13 protein-coding genes and 4 tRNA genes are annotated in these 18732 nt (G+C 65.8%); 6 read left to right on the top strand and 11 right to left on the bottom strand.

What is annotated here, in order from left to right:
- The first annotated feature begins 81 nt into the window (after positions 1-81).
- Positions 82-576, top strand: coding sequence for a DUF1772 domain-containing protein (locus tag ABZV44_RS16360; RefSeq protein ID WP_354836714.1), 495 nt, complete (start codon positions 82-84; stop codon positions 574-576).
- Here the strand turns inward: ABZV44_RS16360 and ABZV44_RS16355 are convergent.
- Positions 549-1232, bottom strand: a complete 684-nt coding sequence (locus tag ABZV44_RS16355; RefSeq protein ID WP_354836712.1) for a CPBP family intramembrane glutamic endopeptidase — start codon at positions 1230-1232, stop codon at positions 549-551. The genes ABZV44_RS16360 and ABZV44_RS16355 overlap by 28 nt on opposite strands.
- A 127-nt stretch (positions 1233-1359) precedes the next feature.
- On the opposite strand from ABZV44_RS16355, the gene ABZV44_RS16350 reads away from it, so the two are divergent.
- A complete protein-coding gene (locus tag ABZV44_RS16350) occupies positions 1360-3105 on the top strand; it encodes an amidohydrolase family protein (RefSeq protein WP_354836710.1) in 1746 nt (581 codons plus the stop codon).
- Between the two features lie 39 nt (positions 3106-3144).
- Here the strand turns inward: ABZV44_RS16350 and ABZV44_RS16345 are convergent, their stop codons facing one another.
- A complete protein-coding gene (locus ABZV44_RS16345; RefSeq protein ID WP_354836708.1) occupies positions 3145-4191 on the bottom strand; it encodes a fused (3R)-hydroxyacyl-ACP dehydratase subunits HadA/HadB in 1047 nt (348 codons plus the stop codon).
- Between the two features lie 348 nt (positions 4192-4539).
- On the opposite strand from ABZV44_RS16345, the gene ABZV44_RS16340 reads away from it, so the two are divergent.
- Both ABZV44_RS16340 and ABZV44_RS16335 read left to right on the top strand, forming a co-directional pair.
- Entirely contained in the window at positions 4540-5463 is a 924-nt protein-coding gene (locus tag ABZV44_RS16340; protein ID WP_354836706.1) for a LysR family transcriptional regulator, read from the top strand.
- 406 nt (positions 5464-5869) lie between these two features.
- The gene (locus ABZV44_RS16335; protein WP_354836704.1) at positions 5870-6937 is read left to right on the top strand and encodes an FUSC family protein; all 1068 of its coding nucleotides are present in this window, start codon (positions 5870-5872) and stop codon (positions 6935-6937) included.
- Between the two features lie 36 nt (positions 6938-6973).
- On the opposite strand, the gene ABZV44_RS16330 is transcribed toward ABZV44_RS16335, so the two are convergent.
- The 4 genes from ABZV44_RS16330 to ABZV44_RS16315 all read right to left on the bottom strand — a co-directional run bounded on the left by ABZV44_RS16330 (position 6974) and on the right by ABZV44_RS16315 (position 9741).
- Positions 6974-9271, bottom strand: a complete 2298-nt coding sequence (locus tag ABZV44_RS16330) for an FdhF/YdeP family oxidoreductase (RefSeq protein ID WP_354836702.1) — start codon at positions 9269-9271, stop codon at positions 6974-6976.
- A 203-nt stretch (positions 9272-9474) separates the two neighbouring features.
- A tRNA-Val gene (locus ABZV44_RS16325) sits at positions 9475-9549 on the bottom strand.
- A gap of 25 nt (positions 9550-9574) precedes the next feature.
- Positions 9575-9645: transfer RNA gene (locus tag ABZV44_RS16320), tRNA-Cys, on the bottom strand.
- Positions 9646-9668: 23 nt separating this feature from the next.
- Positions 9669-9741 (bottom strand) — tRNA-Gly (locus ABZV44_RS16315).
- Positions 9742-10112: 371 nt separating this feature from the next.
- Here ABZV44_RS16315 and ABZV44_RS16310 point away from each other — a divergent pair.
- Positions 10113-10187, top strand: a tRNA-Val gene (locus ABZV44_RS16310).
- A 227-nt stretch (positions 10188-10414) separates the two neighbouring features.
- Here ABZV44_RS16310 and ABZV44_RS16305 read toward each other — a convergent pair.
- The 5 genes from ABZV44_RS16305 to ABZV44_RS16285 all read right to left on the bottom strand — a co-directional run bounded on the left by ABZV44_RS16305 (position 10415) and on the right by ABZV44_RS16285 (position 17284).
- On the bottom strand, positions 10415-12430 hold the full coding sequence (locus tag ABZV44_RS16305; RefSeq protein WP_354836700.1) for a serine/threonine-protein kinase: 2016 nt from the start codon (positions 12428-12430) through the stop codon (positions 10415-10417).
- A gap of 308 nt (positions 12431-12738) precedes the next feature.
- Positions 12739-12903, bottom strand: a complete 165-nt coding sequence (locus tag ABZV44_RS16300) for a hypothetical protein (RefSeq protein ID WP_354836698.1) — start codon at positions 12901-12903, stop codon at positions 12739-12741.
- A gap of 84 nt (positions 12904-12987) precedes the next feature.
- The gene (locus ABZV44_RS16295) at positions 12988-13302 is read right to left on the bottom strand and encodes a hypothetical protein (protein ID WP_354836696.1); all 315 of its coding nucleotides are present in this window, start codon (positions 13300-13302) and stop codon (positions 12988-12990) included.
- 745 nt (positions 13303-14047) lie between these two features.
- Positions 14048-14563 (bottom strand): hypothetical protein, encoded by a 516-nt coding sequence (locus ABZV44_RS16290; RefSeq protein WP_354836694.1) that lies wholly within the window; start codon positions 14561-14563, stop codon positions 14048-14050.
- Between the two features lie 2478 nt (positions 14564-17041).
- A complete protein-coding gene (locus ABZV44_RS16285; RefSeq protein ID WP_354836692.1) occupies positions 17042-17284 on the bottom strand; it encodes a hypothetical protein in 243 nt (80 codons plus the stop codon).
- A gap of 596 nt (positions 17285-17880) precedes the next feature.
- Here ABZV44_RS16285 and ABZV44_RS16280 point away from each other — a divergent pair.
- Positions 17881-18603 carry a hypothetical protein gene (locus ABZV44_RS16280; RefSeq protein WP_354836690.1) on the top strand — a complete coding sequence of 241 codons (723 nt, stop codon included), beginning with the start codon at positions 17881-17883 and terminating at the stop codon, positions 18601-18603.
- The last annotated feature ends 129 nt before the right edge of the window (positions 18604-18732 follow it).

Below are 18732 nucleotides of genomic sequence, written 5' to 3'. Positions count from 1 at the left end.
TCAGGATACAGGTTCAAAAATCAGAACTGTTCAGAAATATGAACTATCTGCGCACCACTGACCTCTCGAAAGGCTCGCCCCATGCGCACCCGCCTGCTCACCGCAGCCGCTCTGCTCACCACCGGATACCTGTGCGGCGCATTCGGTTACGGCTTGATCAATGTCGCCCAGGCATTCAAGACCGTCCCCCTGGACGTCCGCTTCACCTTCCACACCGCCCTCATGAAGGTCAACGGTCCCGTCATGCAATCGACCATGGCGCTGGCCGCGCTGACCTCACTGCTGCTGGCCGTCTACAGCGGCGGTCTCGTGCGCCGTTTGGCCGCCACCTCGTTCGGCCTCGAGGTGACGAGCTTCGTCATCACGCGATTCGGCAACGTCCCCATCAACGGGAAGATCAAGCAGTGGGCGGTCGGCCCGGTTCCCGCCGACTATGCCCAGCTGCTGCACCGCTGGGAGCTGTTCCACCTCGCCCGCACCACGACGGCACTGCTGGCCTTCGTGCTCATCGTCACCGTGGCGGTCTTCGCTCAGTCCGCACCGTCGCGTCAGGCGGTTCTGGTGGCCCCCAACTGAATTCGGGCGGCCGGAGCGGCGCCGTGATAGAAGTGCCGTCCCAGCCCGACCGAGAACACCAGCATCCCGTACAGCGCGTGCTCGACGGAGGCGGTGAACAGCGACTGCGTCCGCATGTACCGCGCGGCGAACAACCACCCGCCGACGCTGCTCGCCGCCACCGAGAACCAGCTTCCGAACACGATGTGCACGTAGCCGAATGCCGCGGCGCTGGCCGCCACCATCGCCCGTCCGTCACCGAACACCGGCTGGTAGCGGTGGAACAGGAACGACCGGAAGATCAACTCTTGCGGATACACGCTCAGGGCGGGATACAGCACCATCACCGCCAGCCAGATCAGCGGATTCCGCCGCGGCAGATCGAACAGATCCTCCCGGCGCAGTGCCGCGGTCACGGCGGTCAGCGCCGCCGCGTTCGCTGCGCCGGTCACCGCCATCGACCGCGCCTGCTCCGGGAACGCCTCCGCCCGCCACAGCGACCCGCGATCGAATCCCTTCGACCGCCGCAGATACACCGTCGCCCCGGTCCCCAGCACCAGCAGCGCCGGAATCGGCGGCTTCCCCCGCAGTACCGCGTTGTAGAGGGTCGTCCCGCCGAAGAACAACGCCGCGTACTCGGCGGCCAGATAAACCCGCCGCCACCGCCGAATTCTCATGGGCTCCACCATAATTTCCCGCGCGTGAACGCGCTGATCAGAACCGATTCTCCCGATTCCCACTTCGCTGACGTCATGTCTAGTTAGTCTGTGCTGTGTTAGCGAATCTGGATTGCTAGGACCTCTCGTGAGCTACTCACTCATCATCGGCAACGGCACGATCGTCGACGGGACCGGAGCGGAACCGTATCCGGCCGACATCGCGGTGGAGAACGGACGGATCGCGGTGATCGCCGCGCCCGGGGCGCTCGCGAACGCGGTGGCGCAGAACCGGATCGACGCGACGGGGCTGCTGGTCACCCCGGGCTTCGTGGACATCCACACGCATTACGACGGGCAGATCACCTGGGACCCGCAGCTCACGCCCAGCTGCTGGCACGGCGTGACGACCGTGGTGATGGGGAACTGCGGAGTCGGGTTCGCCCCGGTCACTCCCGAGAAGCGGGAATGGCTGATCGGGCTGATGGAGGGCGTCGAGGACATTCCGGGCGCGGCGCTGTCGACCGGAATCCGCTGGGACTGGCAGTCTTTCCCGCAATTCCTCGACGCGTTGGACCGGCTGCCGCTGGCCATCGATGTCGGCACACAGGTGCCACACGGCGCGGTGCGCGCGTACGTGATGGGGGAGCGGGGCGCGAAGAACGACCCGGCCTCGCCCGAGGACATCGCCATGATGGCCAAACTGGTGCGCGAGGGCATCGAGGCCGGGGCACTGGGCTTCTCGACCTCACGCACGATCGTGCACCGCGCCATCGACGGCGAACCCGTGCCCGGCACCTTCGCCGCCGAGGAGGAACTGTTCGGCATCGGTCAGGCGCTGGCCGACGCGGGGGCGGGCGTGTTCGAACTCGCCCCCGCCGGCATCATGGGCGAAGATCTCGCCGCCCCCGATCGCGAACTGGCCTGGATGCTGCGCCTCGCCGAACAGACCGGCCGCACAGTGAGTTTCGGCCTGCTGCAGCACGACGGCGCACCCGACGACTGGAAACGCCTGCTGGACGCGGCCGCCGCCGCCTTCGACTCCGGAATCCCGGTGCGCCCACAGGTTTCCGCACGGCCGCTGGGCCTGCTGATCGGCCTGCAGACCTTCAACCCGTTCTCGTTCCGGCCCTCCTACCAGGCCGCGGTCGAGCGCGCGGGCCAGAATCTGGACGCCCTCGTCGCCGAACTCCGCGATCCCGCGCTGCGCGAGACGATCCTGACCGAGGCCGATCTCCCCGACAATCCGATGGCCTTCATCAGCATGGGACTCGACCGCACATTCACCCTCGGCGACCCGCCCGACTACGAACCGGACCCGGAAACCAGCCTGGCCGGCGACGCCGCCCGCGCCGGAGTCGAACCGTTCCACTACATCTACGACCAGCTGCTCTCCCGCGACGGCCGGGCGCTGTTCTACCGCCCGCTGCTCAACTACTCCCGCTTCACGCAGGATCCGATCCGCGAGATGCTCCTGCATCCGGCCACCGCGGTGGGTCTCGGCGACGGCGGCGCGCACGTCGGCGCGATCTGCGACGCCTCCAACACCACCTACCTGCTCACCCACTGGGCGCGCGATCGTGCGCGGGGCGAACGCATTCCGCTGCCCCTGGCGATCCGGAAGATGACCTACGACACCGCCCAGATGTACGGCCTGGACGACCGCGGCGTCATCGCCGTCGGTAAGAAGGCCGACCTCAATGTGATCGACTTCGAGGCGCTGCGCCTGCTGCCGCCCGCCATGGCCTACGACCTGCCCGGTGGTGCTCGCCGATTGTTGCAGCGCGCCGAAGGCTACCGCGCGACCATCGTCTCCGGCGAGGTCGTGCTCCGCGACGGCGAGGACACCGGCGCCCGGCCAGGAGCCCTCATCCGCTCCCAGCGTTCACATTGATTGCCGGACGTGACCGCCGGTGACGTCGGCCGGGGCGGATCAGCTCAGCTGGATCACGGCGGTGGCGCGGCCGAATACCTTGCGGCCCTCGTGCATTGCGGTGATCGCGACCGCGGCGGTGCCGGCCACCGGATCGATCGACTTGACCTTGCCGGTGAATTCGATCGCGGTCGGCCCCTCGCTGCCCACGTAGACCGGATTGCTCATGCGCACACTCAGCCGCTTCAGCGCGCCCGGATCACCCAGCCAGGATGTGACGAAGGCGCCGGCGTAGGCCATGGTGAGCATGCCGTGCGCGACTACGCCACGCTCCAGACCCACCATGCGGGCGGCGTCGGGGTGCCAATGGATCGGATTCGCGTCGCCCGCCACCCCCGCGTAGCGGACCAGATCGCCGATGGTGAGAAAGACTGTGCGACTGGGCAACTCATCGCATTCGCGGAGCGAGCCGACCGCCCGCGAGTGGGTGCTCCGGTAGGTGGCCGGCGTGGGGATCCAATCGACGAGCTCGACCCGTTCGGGCGAATGCCGCACGAACGTGTCCAGGCCGCGGTGCACCAGCGCCCCGATCCGCTGCGCCAACTCCGCGGTCTGTGCCGACCGGTCCGACCGCGAGATCATGCTGGTCGTCCCCGTGACCACCGCCTCGCCGCACTGATCGGTGACGACATTCTCGAACACCAGCATGTCCCCGCCGAACGCCTGCCGGAACGACTGCAGCACCACATTGCTGGTCAATCGATCCCCGACCAGAACCGGCCGATGGAACTCCAGCACCTGATCCGTGTGCACCGAAGCCCGCAGGTCATAACCCATCAGCAGCTCGCTCACCCCGTGCAGCACCGGGCCGCCCAGCAGCGCCACGAACGTCGGCGAAGCCGGCAATGCCGAATACCCCAGCGCGGCCGCGACCTCGTCATCCCAGTGCGCCGCATGCTCGTCCTGAACCGCTGCCGCGAACTCCAGCACCTTCTCGCGCCCGACCTCGTAGTACCCGTCCAGCCGGAAGCGCCGCCCCGCCATCTCCCGTGCGTGTTCGACCGCATCGAACCCGTCTCGGGTATCCACGCCGACCCCGGCCTCCATTACCCCACCTCCTCCACGAACCGAAAGCGAACGATCTCGAGTCATCGATGTAGGGCAACAGCCGCGTGGTCCAGCGAACCCCGGGTCGATCGAACGTGAGTCGAGCGAAACCCGTAACGGCGTGACAAGGCAGAGTAACCAACTCACGCCCATTTCTGTCGCAGCGACCCCGAAGCGGACAAAGACCACCGAGTGAGTAGACAGCTCGGCGACGGCGGGGATCCCGAATCGATGCCCAGCGAGGGAAGCGAGCCTCCGACCGATCACCGCGACCGGAATCCGCGCGGCGGCGGCCCATGAAGCGAATCGGTCGCGGGCACCGCAGGATCGGCGTGATCGAATAGGGTCATGTTGTTCCGCCAGCTCGAGTATTTCGTCGCGCTCGCGCGGGAGCGTCATTTCGCACGGGCGGCGGCCGCCTGCTACGTGTCGCAACCGGCGTTGTCGGAGGCGATACGCAAACTGGAGAACGAATTGAAGGTGCCGCTCGTGAAGCGCGGCCGCACCTTCGAGGGGCTGACACCCGAGGGGGAGCGGCTGGTGCTGTGGGCGCGCCGCATCCTGGCCGACCACGATGCGCTCAAACAGGAGGTCACCGCGCTGCGAACCGGTCTGTCCGGCGAGCTGCGGCTGGGTGTCATCCCCGCTTCCGCCGCGACCATCGCGCTGCTCACCGACCCGTTCTGCGCCGCGCATCCCCTGGTGCGGGTCCACGTCGAGACGAGCCTGGCCTCCGCGGACATCGTCGATCGGTTGCGCCGGTTCGAACTCGACGCGGGCGTCATCTACCCCGACGGGCAGGACACCTCCGGACTGACCGTCACGCCCCTGTACCGCGAAGAGCAGGTGCTGCTCGTCGGCGCCGACCTGGTCGCCGAGCGGACGAGCCCCCTCGACTGGATCGACATCGTGGAATTGCCGCTGTGCCTGCTGAATCCCGGAATGCGAGGCCGCCAGCTGGTCGACGCCGCCCTTGCCGCCCGCAATCTGGTCGCGCACCCGCGTCTCGAAACCGACTCGGTCGCAACCCTTTTCGCGCATGTCGCCACCGGTCGCTGGGCCACGGTCATCCCCTCGACGTGGCTGCGCACTACGTCGCCACCCGCCGGAGCCCGGGTCGTGCCCCTGCGAGATCCTGCCGTCGGCTCGATGATCGCGCTGGTCATCCAGTCGGACGAACCGGTCTCTACGCTGGCCCGGGCCCTGATCGAAACCGCCCGCGCCGCGCGCCCCGATGTCGTCGAGCACGAGCCCACAGATCGCCCAGCGTAGTTCAGCAGCGTGTTGATCTCCGGGGAGCGCGGTGGTTCGCGGTGGGCTGATCTCCGGGGACTGCGGTGGTCATTCAAGTGCGCTGATTGCCGGGCGGTGCACCGCCTCGCCGAGATCCGGTGGTCGCCGGGCCGGGTCGACCGGCGTTGATCGGCGCTGTTTATCGGGGGATAAGAATTGCCGTTTGAACTGGGCATTCATGATCGACGACAATGGGTTCGCGGACGAATACCCGCGGATCGGTGTCCCCTCCCATTGTCGGATCGTGAGCGTCGGTCCGCTCGTCCGTCACCACCTCGCGCGCGAACTCCGGCTCACACCGTCGGTGGGCGTGCCGCGTCTCTATGCCCGGTGGCGTCACCGGCAGGCGATGCGGAGCTGCTCGTACGACGATCGGAGACCGGCTGTGCACCTGATACGCGGACTGACACGGGACCTGCTGGTGGTCGGTCCCCGCGGCGACGACCACCACCATGCGGTGCGCGTCGCGTCCGGGCTGGCGATCCCGGGCACCGTGCTGGTGCTGGCGGGCCGGACGGATCTGCTGGTGTTCGCGGTATTCGGCTCCTTCATCGGCATGTACGGGCGTGGCCGCACGCGCTGGTCACGCCTTCGGCACCAACTGTTCGCGACCGCGCTGATCGGTGCGGGCGCGGCGATCGGCGTCCTGCTGGCGGCGATCCATGCCCGTCCGGTGCTCCTGGTCGCCGTCGAGACCGGATTCGCCGCTGCCGGTTCGTTGTTCGCCGACCGCGCCGGACTGCGGCCCGGCGGGCCCTTCTTCGGGTTGTTCGCGCTCGGTGCGCTGGCGTCGGTTCCCGCGTGTGCGGCCGCACCACTGCCGGGACTGTCGCTGTTCGCCGCCACCGCGCTGCTCTGCGTCCTGCTCGGGACGCTCCACGCCGACACCGTCGCGCCGACCGCGGAGGTCCGGGCGTTCGAGCCGGGGGAGTCGGTGCGTCACGCCGGCCGCTATGTCCTCGCGGTCGCGCTCGCCGGTGCGATCGGGGTCGGGTGGGGTGTGGCCCATGCCAATTGGGCGATGGCCGCGGCTGCGGTACCCCTGGCGGCCCAGGGTGCGCGCGGCCACGTGCTGCGCGGGATACACCGCGTACTGGGGACTTTCGTCGGCCTGGCTGCCACCGCGGTCCTGCTGTTGCCGCATCTGCCCGCGGCTCTGCTCGGGGTGCTGGTCTTACTGCTGCTGTTTCCCACCGAACTGTTCATGGCCCGCAATTACGCTCTCGCACTGGGCTTCTTCACCCCGCTGATCATGGTGATGACCGACCTCGCCGCGCCCGCCGACCCGGTTCGGCTACTGCTCGACCGCGGCACGGACACCATCCTCGGGGTGGGCGTCGGTATCTGTGTAGCCGTCGCCACCCGGCCGCGGACGACTCCCGGGCCGTCGCAGCCCGAGCTCCCGGCCGAGGATCGGGGCGGCGTCGCGCCGACGCCCGAACCTCGCCCGTGAGCCGAGTGTCGAAAGCTCTGTATTCGCGACGCCCGGTCAGCGACCCGAGGCCTCGACCCGTACATTGACGTTCTTCATGATCGGCTGGTCGCTCTGGGTGCTGTAGTCGCCGATCGCGCACAGCACATTCATCTCCGGCATGTACCCGGCCGCGCAACCTCGCGGAATGTCATAGGGAATGACCTTGTAGCCGCTCAGCTTCCGCGTGCTGCCGTCCCGGGCGATGCTGGTGATGTCGACCTCGTCGAACTCGCCGAGCCCACGCTCGCGCATATCGTCGGTGTTCATGAAGATCAGGGTGCGCAGATTCTTGATGCCCCGGTAGCGATCGTTGTCCGAATAGATGGTGGTGTTCCACTGGTCGTGTGAGCGCATGGTCGCCAGCGTCAGCACATCCGCGTTCTGTGCCAGTTGCGGCAGCGGGGCCGCGGAGAACTCCGCGCGCCCCGACGGCGTGCGGAAGACGAGTTCGCGTGCGGGCTGGCGGATCCGGAACCCGAGCGGCAACCGCACCCGGCGGTTGAAGTCCTCGAATCCGTCCAGGACGGCGGCCATGGTGTCGCGGATGCGGTCATAGTCGCCGACGTAGTCCTGCCAGGGGGTGCGGCTGTCGGGCAGCGCGGCCCGCGCGATCCCGGCGATGATCGCCGGCTCTGAGAGCAGATGCGGGGACGCGGGCTTCTTCATGCCGGTCGACAGGTGCACCATGCTCATCGAGTCCTCCACCGAGGTGGACTGGATCCCGTTGCGCTGCATGTCCTTCTCGGTGCGGCCCAGGCAGGGCAGGATGAGCGCACGGCGTCCGTGCACCAGATGGCTGCGATTGAGTTTGGTGCTGACGTGAACCGTCAACTCGCAGTTGCGCAATGCCTCGAAGGTGTAGGCGGTGTCCGGCGCGGCGAGTGCGAAATTCCCGCCCATCCCGATGAACACCTTCACCCGCCCGGCCGTCATCGCCTCGATGGTGGCGACCGTGTCCAGGCCGTGCGCGCGCGGCGGCTCGATGCCGCACACCTGGCCGAGCCGTTCCAGGAACGCCTCGGTGGGCCGGTGGTCGATGCCGCAGGTGCGGTTGCCCTGCACATTGCTGTGCCCGCGCACCGGGGACGGACCCGCGCCCTCGCGGCCCAGATTGCCGCGGAGCAGCAGCAGGTTCACGATCTCGCGCACCGTATCGACGCCGTGTTCGTGCTGCGTGACTCCCAGACACCAGCTGACGATGGTGCGGTCGGCGGCACGGTAGATGTCCACCGCCGCGCGGATTCGCGCTTCGCTGACTCCGGACAGCTGTTCGATCTCGGCCCACGAGGTCGCCTCGCACACCGCGCAATAGGCGTCGAACCCGCTGGTGTAGCGGTCGATGAATTCGTGGTCCAGCGCCTTCGGGTCCGACTTCGATTGCTCCAGAACGGCTTTGGCCATGCCCCGCAGCAGGGCCATATCGCCGCCGATGTGGGGCTGCAGGTTCAGGTTGCTGGTCGGCGTCGCCCGGAAGGTGGCCATCGCGAGGAATTCGTGCGGGATGATCGCCTTGCGCGCCGCGGCCTCGACCAGCGGATTGATGTGCACGATCCGCGCGCCCCGCTTGTGGGCCTCGACCAGCGCCGTCAGCATGCGCGGCGCGTTCGAGGCCGCGTTGACCCCCAGGATGAACAGCGCGTCCGCTGCTTCCCAATCCTTCAGATCGACTGTGCCCTTGCCGGTTCCGAGCGAGGCCTGCAATGCGCGGCCACTGGCTTCGTGGCACATGTTCGAGCAGTCCGGCAGATTGTTGGTGCCGAGCTCCCGCGCGAGCAGCTGATACAGGAACGTGGCCTCGTTACCGAGCCGGCCGGACGTGTAGAACGCCGCCCGATTCGGGTCGTCCAGTTCTCGCAGCGCCCGCCCGGCCATCTCGAACGCGTCCGGCCAGGAGATGGGGACGTAGCGGTCGGTATCGGGGTCGTAGCTCATCGGTTCCGTCAGCCGGCCCTGATTCTCCAGGTCGAACTCGCTCCACCTCGACAGCTCCGTGACGGTATGGGCCGCAAAGAATTCGCGCCCGACGCGCTTGTGGGTCATCTCCCAGGTGACGTGCTTGATGCCGTTCTCGCAGATGTCGAGATGCAGGCCCTTCATGTCGTCGGGCCATGCGCACCCGGGACAGTCGAAGCCGCCGTTCTCGTGGTTCATTTTCAGGATCGCGCGCGGCCCGATGATGGGCTCGCCCTCGCGGGCCAGGAAACCGGTCACGCTCTTGGCCGCACCCCAGCCGGCCGCGGGGTGATGGTAGGGGTGGAAAACGGGTTCGTGCTCGTCGCTCGCGCCGACGCTCTCGGGTGAAACCGTGGCCATCACGTATCCCTTCGACGATTCGATGATCCGACCGGGCCGGGCCCGAAACTGTCCTCATCCTCGCCACTGCTCGCCGATGACGTCCAAGACGCATCAACAAACCAACGATAGATCTCGCCGATCACCGCGCGCGGGCGCCCCGCCGATCTTGCCCGAGACAGCAGAAAGGCCCGGCGTGAGCCGGGCCTGATCTGTATGAAACATGGTGCGCGATACTGGGATTGAACCAGTGACCTCTTCCGTGTCAGGGAAGCGCTCTCCCGCTGAGCTAATCGCGCGGGTCTTTTGCTCTTCAAAAAGAAGAGGCGGCGACGGGAATCGAACCCGTGTGCACGGCTTTGCAGGCCGTTGCCTCACCACTCGGCCACACCGCCAAGCAGGCCGTGTTGGCCTCTCGAGCGGATGACGGGATTCGAACCCGCGACCCTCACCTTGGCAAGGTGATGCGCTACCAGCTGCGCTACATCCGCATTTCGTCCCGGGCGCCTTTCGGCTGTCCCGCTGACGAGAGAGAACATTAGCCGACGATCTGCGCAGGTAACAAATCGCCTGGTAGGAGGGGGTAAATCTGAACTACAGGCATGTAGTTCCGCCGGTCGTCCGGGGCGGAGAAGACCGGGAGAGCGCGAATCGCGATCCATCCCACCGCGCCCGGGCGACGGGCCCGTGTCGCTTCGGCAACGTGCCGGTGAAGCCTCACTCACCACACCACCCTCAGAAACCTCAGTTTTACGCTGTTGTGCACGCGATTTGGTGTGACAGCAACCGGGTGTGTAGTCTTCATTCTCGTTCGAGCGGCACCGCAAACGCCGGTCCGGACAGTCGCCTCGGCGACGCCCGCGGTTCTATAGCTCAGCGGGAGAGCACTCGCTTCACACGCGAGGGGTCGCTGGTTCGATCCCAGCTAGAACCACCATAAGGGGCTTATTCCAACCGACGTCCGCTCGCTGGTTCGGATAGGCCCCTTTGGCATGTCGAGACCGATACGGTGCACGAGCAGCCCCTGCGACGTGAGGTGATCGAGGATCTGCTGGCACGCGAACCGGACACGCGTGCATCGTGTCGCCGGCCGCCGGCCGCCGGCCGCCGGGCGGAACGGACCGGGATCGGGAGCCGTCATGCTGCGGCCCCGGACACCGGCGTCTACTGAAAGCTCCTCTTGAACCAGTCGACCAATTCCTGTTCGGACTTGGGACGGTTGTAGGGAGAATCGGGCCGGTCGGATAGGAAGCCGACGACGGTATCAGCGCTCTGATCCACAGCGAGGAGCGAAGGAAAGGGCTGCCCGGTAGATCGATCGGTGGCGCAGGCGAACCGGCCGACCGTCGTGCCCTTTCGAATCCACGATTGGTCGGGAACCGTCGCATCGTCGCACGCGTGGCCGTCGAGCAGGGTCCTGAAGAAATCGAAAACCCGGCTCGCGGCCGCATGGTCGGGAGACTGCGAGAAAGCTGCAAACGGTGCACCGGACTCGTTACCGAAGCAGAAAGCGGCCGCGGTCACATTGTTGGAGGGCGGTTCGACGTGTCGGCAGTACCGTGGGTTGTAGGAGGCGGGGAGTTTGGCGAGCAGAACGCGGTCGGCCGGAGTGTAGAAGTCAGGGTCCGCCGGAGTGGTCTTGAAGAGCGAATTCCCGTCTCCCTTGTCGCGCACCTGATAGGCCAATGCGGCGCTGCCACCGGCCGACTCGTCGAAGAAGAAAACCGCTATGACGAAGGCCGCCTCGTCTGTTTGGATCAGCGCCGGTGTCGGCGGGGTCGTCGTCGCACTCGTGAAGCAGGCCATCCGCCCGACCTCCCTGCCGGCCTTCGTCGCAGGGCCGTCGGGGCCGGGTGGATCGCCCGGACAGCTGCTGGCGTGTAGATCGCGGGTCACGCGGCGGTAGGTCAGGTGTAATGCATCGGTATTGGGAAACAGATGGAAATCGCCGCTGGCCGAACTGATTTCGGCAATCCCGTCGCATGCGAGATGGGCTTTGTCCCCGTAGGTCCCCGGGTTCTGGTGATGACAAGTGCTGCGGCTGTACGCCGCAGGCAGGAATTTCAGCAGGGTGACATCGTCGTCGGTGAATTCGGCTTTGGCCGGCCCTGTCCCTGGTCCGGACTTGTGGAGCAGCGGCCAGGCGCCGACGGCCGCGGCGGCCACGACCGCGACCGCGGCAGCGGCAGCGGCGATCCAGAGGCGGCGTGGTCGGCGCCTGCCCGCCGGCGCGGCTCGGGCCTCGGGTGTGGATGTCGCGACAGGTGCGGAACGCGCTGTAACGGTGGGCTCGCCGTCGACTGTGACAGTGGGACTGCCGTCTTCGGCGTCGCTGGGCGGGGATGCCAGTGCGGCGCGGGCGTCGGCGGCGAGTTCGCCGGCGTCGGCGTAGCGCTGATCGGCTGACTTCGCCATGCCGCGAGCAACGACAGCGTCGATCGCGACCGGTACTCCCGGTGCGCGGGTGCTCGGTCGGGGTGGAGGTTCGAATATGTGTGCGTGCATGACAGCGGCGTCGCTGCCGTCGTTCGGGTAGGGGTGGGTGCCGGTCAGGCATTCGTGCAACACGCACGCCAGCGCATACACGTCGACAGCCGCTGTGGTCGGGCCGGATTGGAAACGCTCGGGTGCCATGTAGTTGAACGACCCGATCGCCGAACCGGTCTTGGTCAGGCGTTCGTCGGTGTTCGTGTTGGCCAGGCCGAAGTCGACCAGGTAGGCGAACCCGTCGTGGGTGAGCAGGATGTTGTCGGGCTTGACGTCGCGGTGGATCAGGCCTTCGTGGTGTGCGGCATCGAGCGCGGCGGCGATCTGTCCGATCACCGCGACGGCTTGCTCGGGTGGCAGGGGGCCTGCGGTTCTCAGCACGGTGCCCAGGCTTTCGCCGCGCACCAGCCGCATGTCGATGTAGAGCAGCCCGTCGATCTCGCCGTAGTCATGGATAGGGATGACGTGAGGCTCCTGCAGCACTGCGGCGATGTGGGATTCGCGCCGGAACCGGGCCCGATAGACCGGGTCGTCGGCCAGTTGTTCGGGCAGCACTTTCAAGGCAACCACCCGGCCCTTGGTGGTATCGAGCGCCTCGAACACTCTGCCCATTCCGCCGGAACCGATCAACCGCCGCAGCCGATACTTCCCGAACGCCGACCCGGGCGTCAGCGGTAGCCGTGGGCTATTCACGCCCGCCCCGTATGTATTGCAGGTGACCTGGGCAGATCGGTTGCTGCGGCACCGTGCCGGGCGCGGTCGGGCATGTGCCCGGCTCCCAGGATCGTCCGATCGGATATCGCATTACCGCACCGACTTCCGGAATTCCCGTCGACGAGGGTCACCGATACGAAGCCTCGTAAGCAAGCATGTCACGATTCACTGCACCGGGCGACGCTTCGGACAACCTGTCCAGCAAACCCAAACGCGACTTCGGGTCAGCGCCGAGATGCGGCTACCGCTCTCAGCGGCCTGCCCTGCCAGAGCGTATCGGGCGGTTGTCACCGGACATGCCGTGCAGGCACCTTGCCGCCGTCGAAATGCACTGCGCCGGGCACGAATACGGCCTCGGCGCCGGCGGCTCGGACTGTATCGAGGAGTTTCGGCAGCAGTCCGGCACGACGAAACACGATGATCTCGGCCTGGTCGAGCCGACCCGACCTCACACAGACTGCGTTCAACGCACCCTCAGCCGTTCCATGTGGTCGGTGGTGGTCATCGACTGGAATCGTCCGAGGTGTTCGAAAGGTTCATGCAGACGTGCTTCGACGCTGTCCGTGCCGGCGCCGTGCGACCTGGGGCTCGGGCACCGCGGGCCCGATCGCGACGTGTGCGAGCAACACCGGTAGGTCGATGCCCAGATGCTGGGTGACTTCACACAGCGCGTTGTCGAGTGCCGCCCGCATGGATCCCGGCTGGGGGTGCAGCCGGACAGTGGTGCCCGCGTGGCGGATTTCGACGCGGCAGACCTTGTCACCGTGGGCGGACCCCGCGACCGGCCGCGGTGCACCGATGACGATGTGGGCCTCACCGCCGCGGCGGCTGACCCGGCCGGTGATGAACATCTGCACTCCAGCACTTCCCCTCGAACGACCATTTCCACCGTGACTGTCCAATTGCTGCTCAGGCCGAGTGAATCGAAAGAGTCTGCGGGCCGATCCACCCGGCCGCCGAGCACGATGCACCGCTCGGAGTCGGCGAAGCGGGGCATCGATTCCGGAGTCGTCCACTGTGACCCCGGTCGGATGATCCGAAGTGAGAATGCGGCGCGATAACCGCACCCTGATTCTCGCCACACTCCACGATCGGCTCACCCGCACCGCACCGTATCGAGATCCTGTGCTGGAGCGGCCCAAATGCCGCACTGGTGGCACGAATCGAGAGTGCTCAGGCACGGAAGGTCACCGATACCTCGGAATTAGCTACGTGATCGACCGTGCACGAACTGCTCGCGATGCGTCGATTGCGGATTGGAGATCCTGCACGCAGGTCGTATGCGGTGATCAGGAATTTCGCGGCGGTGACGGCTTCGCCCTGAAGTGCGAGCCGTAGGCGGCCGCGTCGTGGGCGGCGCGAGTGAGGACACTGGTGCCTCGAACGTTCGGTTCGTGAACTTGCTGCGCACGCAGGCGCACCGAAACGTCACCCGCGAATGCCGACCCGCCCGAGGTCGGGCCCCAGTTTCGGGAGGCCAGGACGGTGTGAATGCATCCGCGGGTGCGGTTTCGACGGTGGCCTATCCCTACCAGGCCGTGCTCGAGGCGGTTCGATCCTCGTATGACATCCGTCCCACGGGCCGTCTACCGAGTGTCAATCGCCGACCGCCCGCGGCGGTGCGCTGAGGGCGTGCATCGCACCGAGAGATGCGCCGATGCCGGCACCGATGGCCGCAATGGGAACCTCCATGAGGGCCATACCGTAAGCAGCGCCTACGGGAACCGCCGCAAGGCCGATGGGCGCGAACGGCAGGCCGATCGCCGTGCCCATCATGCCGCCGACGACCCCACCGAACAGCCCGAATGGGCTCGCCGCCACTGCCCCTGCCGTTACGCCGACCGCAGCGCCGCCAATAATTTCTCCTGCGACGCGGTCGGACCGGCTGCGCTCCATTCCGATCGAGTCGAGGAAGGTTGCCGTGGCCGCCTCGGCCTGGGCGGCGCCATCGTTCAGCTGGATTGCCTGTTCACGATTCAGCCACTCCGGTGAATCGACTTGCACGTCACCGAAGCGCAATTTGCCAGGCGGGGGCGCAATTGGCGGCACCGGGGCTACCGGCACGGGCGCATGCAATTCTCCCAAGGGAGCGAGGTACTTGTTTTCCGGCATCGGACGCGCCCACTGCAGCGAGCTCAGCGTGTCATCTGGAATCCGAAGGCCTTGGTACGGATGCACATTGGGTGCTTCAGCCGCGGGCCACTGCACGGGCTGGTCGGATCGAGGCTGGTCGCCCTGGAGCCGGTCAGGCTGCGATCCGTCAGGCTGAGTTCGGCCGGGCCCAGACGGGTCGGCCAGACGCTGGTCCCGTTGAGACCGGTCGGACTGTGACACTTCGGTGCTGTCAGTCGACGCGGCGTTCGCAGGCTCGGTTCCCGCCAGCCCTAACGTCACTGGAACTACCCCCACGACGGCCAACGACGCCAATTTGTATCGGGGCTGGTGGGGAACTCTATGTTTGCCTGTGCTCATTGAACGCCTTTCATATGGAAAGAGAATTTCAGCTGCTACGCCACAACTGCCGGTGTAATTCTCGCGCGTACGTTCTAATTCGATCTCGAGTCGAGCCTCATTAACTTGCGAGCGCTCGGCGAGGACGGCCGAAACGCCTGTATGGAATACCTACATCCGCTCTGTGCTATGGAAGTTCAGACTGTGTGAGTCGACACCCCCGCAGATCAGGCCCGCGAACCGCGCGATTCGGTAACCGCTGAAATCGCGGCCGTAAGCGACGCGCGGGTGGGAACCGACCGGAAACCTATCCACCGCAGACTAGGACGTCAAGCATTGCCACATGCTGGCGTGTCACCTGGCTTATTCGTGCAAAACGGGCAAAATGCGAATATTGGTCAGGATGACGCCAGGGGGCGATTCGGCTAGGGTTGCCACCACCCGATTGCGAAGTTCAAAGGCAATCTCTGACCTCGAAGACCTCATGCAATTCGGTTCCAGTCAGGATCTGATCTTGACATCCTTGTATGAGAAATCCCTTCGAACCTGGAAGGTCACAAATTCGGGCCGGGCGGTTGTTCGATCGTTCGGTGGCCCGATCGTCGGCTTGTCGATCTGCGTAGATACCGGAGTTCGCTGATGCTCGCGTGTACCAGGTGAGCTGTGCGCTGCCACGGCCGGCGGTGGCGACCCCTCTGCTGCCCCGTCGTTCATCGGCAATTGTTCATCGGCATCGGGCGACGAAAGGGTATTACTGTGGCGAGTTCACCAGGCCACCGGGAATCGTCGAGTGTGTTCAGCTCTGTCACGGATCCGGACCGCACGCGCCCCGATGCCTCGGATCTCGCCGAGCAATACCAACACCCGTCGCAGATCACCATGGTGGCTGACGGGTAGCTCTGGCGCTTCCGCAGGCGCGCCGACATCAGATCTGTGACCGTCTGTGTCCTAGCTGTCACCCACGTGCTGCCGTTCCCCCGGTCAGTCCGCGCACGTCGCCGGGCCCGCGTGTTCGCACCCTCAGGATTCATAGCAGGTGACTCTAGCCGTTCGGTCGTGGCCGGCCATGGGTTTGCAGGATTAAGCCGCATCAAATCCTTGAAATTCCTGGCGGGACTCGGGAGCAGGCCGACTGGGCCAGCCGCCGCCTCGGCGCTCTGTGGCAGAACCTCGAGGCGGCGGCTGATGCGATCTCGATGCGAATCCGACCCATCCTGGTTGTTTCGATCGAATTGTCCGATTGAGGACCGTCCTCGAAGCGGTCAGCGTTTGCCACCCATCATGACCCAGCCGAAAAACAGGCCTAGAAGCGTCCAGATGGAAATCACCTCGACGATCATCACGATGCTCATGCGATCACAGCTTTCATCGAGCGATCTTCGAACACGAGCCGAAGCTGACCAGGGGATATGTCGACGACTTCGACGGTGTGGCATCGGAATCCTTTTCCGCATGAAGTGCCCTTCGGTGTATTTCTACGGACTCGAGCGCACTACCCTGCGGAACTCACGAAAGGTCGCTGCACACCAGCACATTGCGCGCCAGGTCCTCCAGGCTCCGTCTAGCGCGCACCGCTGACCAGGGGTCTTTGGCGAACAATCCCGGATAGCGTTCACAGTAGGCAATGAAGGTAGATCTTTCGGTAACCCAGACAACCCGAAAATCGTTGAATGTTACGTGCTCGGCGTACACTGCGCTCCATCCATGCAATCGGCACCTAGACTTGCCCAAACATTTACCCTCGAGTTGACGTGTGAATCGGTGGAGCAGGCGACTCGAGCCTCGGCCGCCACTCTCCCATTGCGGCAGTCCAACGCCTCCCAAGTCCAACGCCTCCCGATCGGTGAACATGTTTTCCCCCGAGCGGTGGTGTCGTGGATAGACGACACCACCGCGGCGTTGCGGAGCGCAGAAGGGCGTTCGTTCCACAACATCAGGATCCGCCTGAGGGGGTAGCGGATCGTTCGCCACATTACAGCTATTGGGCGATAATCGATGGATAAAGAGGAAAGCTTTCCTGTTTGCCGGATTGGTGACCGTCTCTATTCGGACGAAACACCCACAGCCTCGGTCCTGGGATTCCGGCAAACCTGCCAGTCGCCCTGCGTCCGGGGTGGATCGACAAGTGTCAGGCCCATCTCATTGTGTTAGCTGAATGGTGGCCATATTGCTGCGCGCTCTCGGTGAACCAGCTTCATCGGCCCCGGTCATCGCAAGGAGTGCGTTGAACACAGCGTGGCCGGCTTCGCGGTTGGTGGCGATTCTCGTCGCGCCAATCCCCCTGGCGCGCACCCTATGTCCAATGTTCGGATTTTGTCCGTTTTGCACGAACAAGCCAGGTGACACGCCAGCCGTGTGGAAGTACTTGACGTCCTGGCCCACGGTGGTTAGGTTTCCGGTCGGTTCCCATCCGTGCATCGCGCGGTACGGAACACCGTGCAGTTCGCAGGCAAGATCTGCGGGAAGTATCGACTCGCGCGGACAGAGATGACGATGGTGTTGATCTAGTCATCCCTGGTGCGTACAGGCCATGTACGCGCCAGGGATGATTGTCTTGCTCCTGGCCACCTGCTACACGACGCAATCAATGCTGCAATTGTGAGGCGAGTATGAGCACTAACCCATTCGATGACGAAGACGGCCGGTTCTCCGTTCTGATCAACGACGAACTGGACTGATATGCGTCCGAAATCCCTGAGACAGTCGATATCTGCCAATTCCGCAGCAGCTCGGGTCGCCGAGGCTTGACCTGAGGTCGAATCAGCGCATACGTGCGATAAGGCGATAGCGCCATGGCAGTCGGCGCAGGCCACGGGAGTCCTGCGTCGCCAATTCGCCATAGTCATGCCCCGTTCTGGTGATGAAGCGGGATCAAGGCATGGCCGATCGGCGCAAGCAGCTCGTGGGCGTCCGTATCCGCCCGGCGTGCCGTTCGAATCTCTTGCACAACTCATCAGAAGTCGACAGAGAGGTCATTCATGGCAGGACAGCATCTCGCTCGTTCGACCAGGCGGTTCGGGCGTGCTGGATCACTACTGGTCCTCGCGACGGTTCCGTTGTCGGTGACGCTGTTGGAGGTCTCCCCGGCGTTGGCGGATGCGGCCAATCCTCCAACGGCGACCAGTCGCAACGATATGAGCGGGAAGCGGCCCGCTCCTGACGGTCGCCTCGCCCCGGTCGATCCGTCCAGTCTGCACCTGCCAACGGCCCTCGCCCCGCCTGTCGCGCCGATCCAGGCGCCGGACGGGACCATTCGCATCGGCTCTGTTTCGGTCGGACGGCCGGACTGGGTCGACCCCGGGTTCGTCGACGGGATCAACGACTCCTACGGGCAGACGGAGGCCATGCTGGCCCAGGGATTCGACTCGGTCGGATTCTCGCCGACGCGGTCGGACCGCATGGCCGCCGACGCTCTCGCCGGTGCACTTGCGGGCAATGTGGTGGCGGGGATCGTTTCCAGCCCGTTGACCTCGACCGGTGCGATGGTCGGTGCCGTCGCCGGTTTCATTGCCGGTATTCCCTTCCTCCCGGCGGGCTTGGTGGTCGTACCGGTAATCGGCGCTGCCATCGGTGCCGCAGTGTTCGCGATCCCCGCGGCCGTGGTCGGTTCCGCAATCGGGGCGGGGGTGGGTGCCGTTGTAGGCGCGCTGGAGCCCGCGACACCGAACCTGCCCGCCGATCAGCCGGCGCTGCAGGCATAGCCGGTATCGCATGGTCCGACTGCCGACTGCCGGACGACACACCGGGCATCAGGCAAGCGGGCTCAGCGCCGCAACTTCCCCGCCGCGGTAGGCGTGGACGAGTTCTTCGGCCATCGTGGGCAGAGGCAC

The organism is Nocardia sp. NPDC004860, assembly GCF_040609015.1.
Taxonomy (GTDB): domain Bacteria; phylum Actinomycetota; class Actinomycetes; order Mycobacteriales; family Mycobacteriaceae; genus Nocardia.
This window is presented reverse-complemented; position numbering and strand designations above follow the sequence as displayed.

Coding starts and splice junctions, on each gene's coding strand:
- ABZV44_RS16360 (WP_354836714.1), top strand. CDS start 82: ATGCGCACCCGCCTGCTCACCGCAGCCGCTCTGCTCACCACCGGATAC.
- ABZV44_RS16355 (WP_354836712.1), bottom strand. CDS start 1,232: ATGAGAATTCGGCGGTGGCGGCGGGTTTATCTGGCCGCCGAGTACGCG.
- ABZV44_RS16345 (WP_354836708.1), bottom strand. CDS start 4,191: ATGGAGGCCGGGGTCGGCGTGGATACCCGAGACGGGTTCGATGCGGTC.
- ABZV44_RS16340 (WP_354836706.1), top strand. CDS start 4,540: ATGTTGTTCCGCCAGCTCGAGTATTTCGTCGCGCTCGCGCGGGAGCGT.
- ABZV44_RS16330 (WP_354836702.1), bottom strand. CDS start 9,271: ATGGCCACGGTTTCACCCGAGAGCGTCGGCGCGAGCGACGAGCACGAA.
- ABZV44_RS16295 (WP_354836696.1), bottom strand. CDS start 13,302: ATGTTCATCACCGGCCGGGTCAGCCGCCGCGGCGGTGAGGCCCACATC.
- ABZV44_RS16290 (WP_354836694.1), bottom strand. CDS start 14,563: ATGCCGGAAAACAAGTACCTCGCTCCCTTGGGAGAATTGCATGCGCCC.
- ABZV44_RS16280 (WP_354836690.1), top strand. CDS start 17,881: ATGGCAGGACAGCATCTCGCTCGTTCGACCAGGCGGTTCGGGCGTGCT.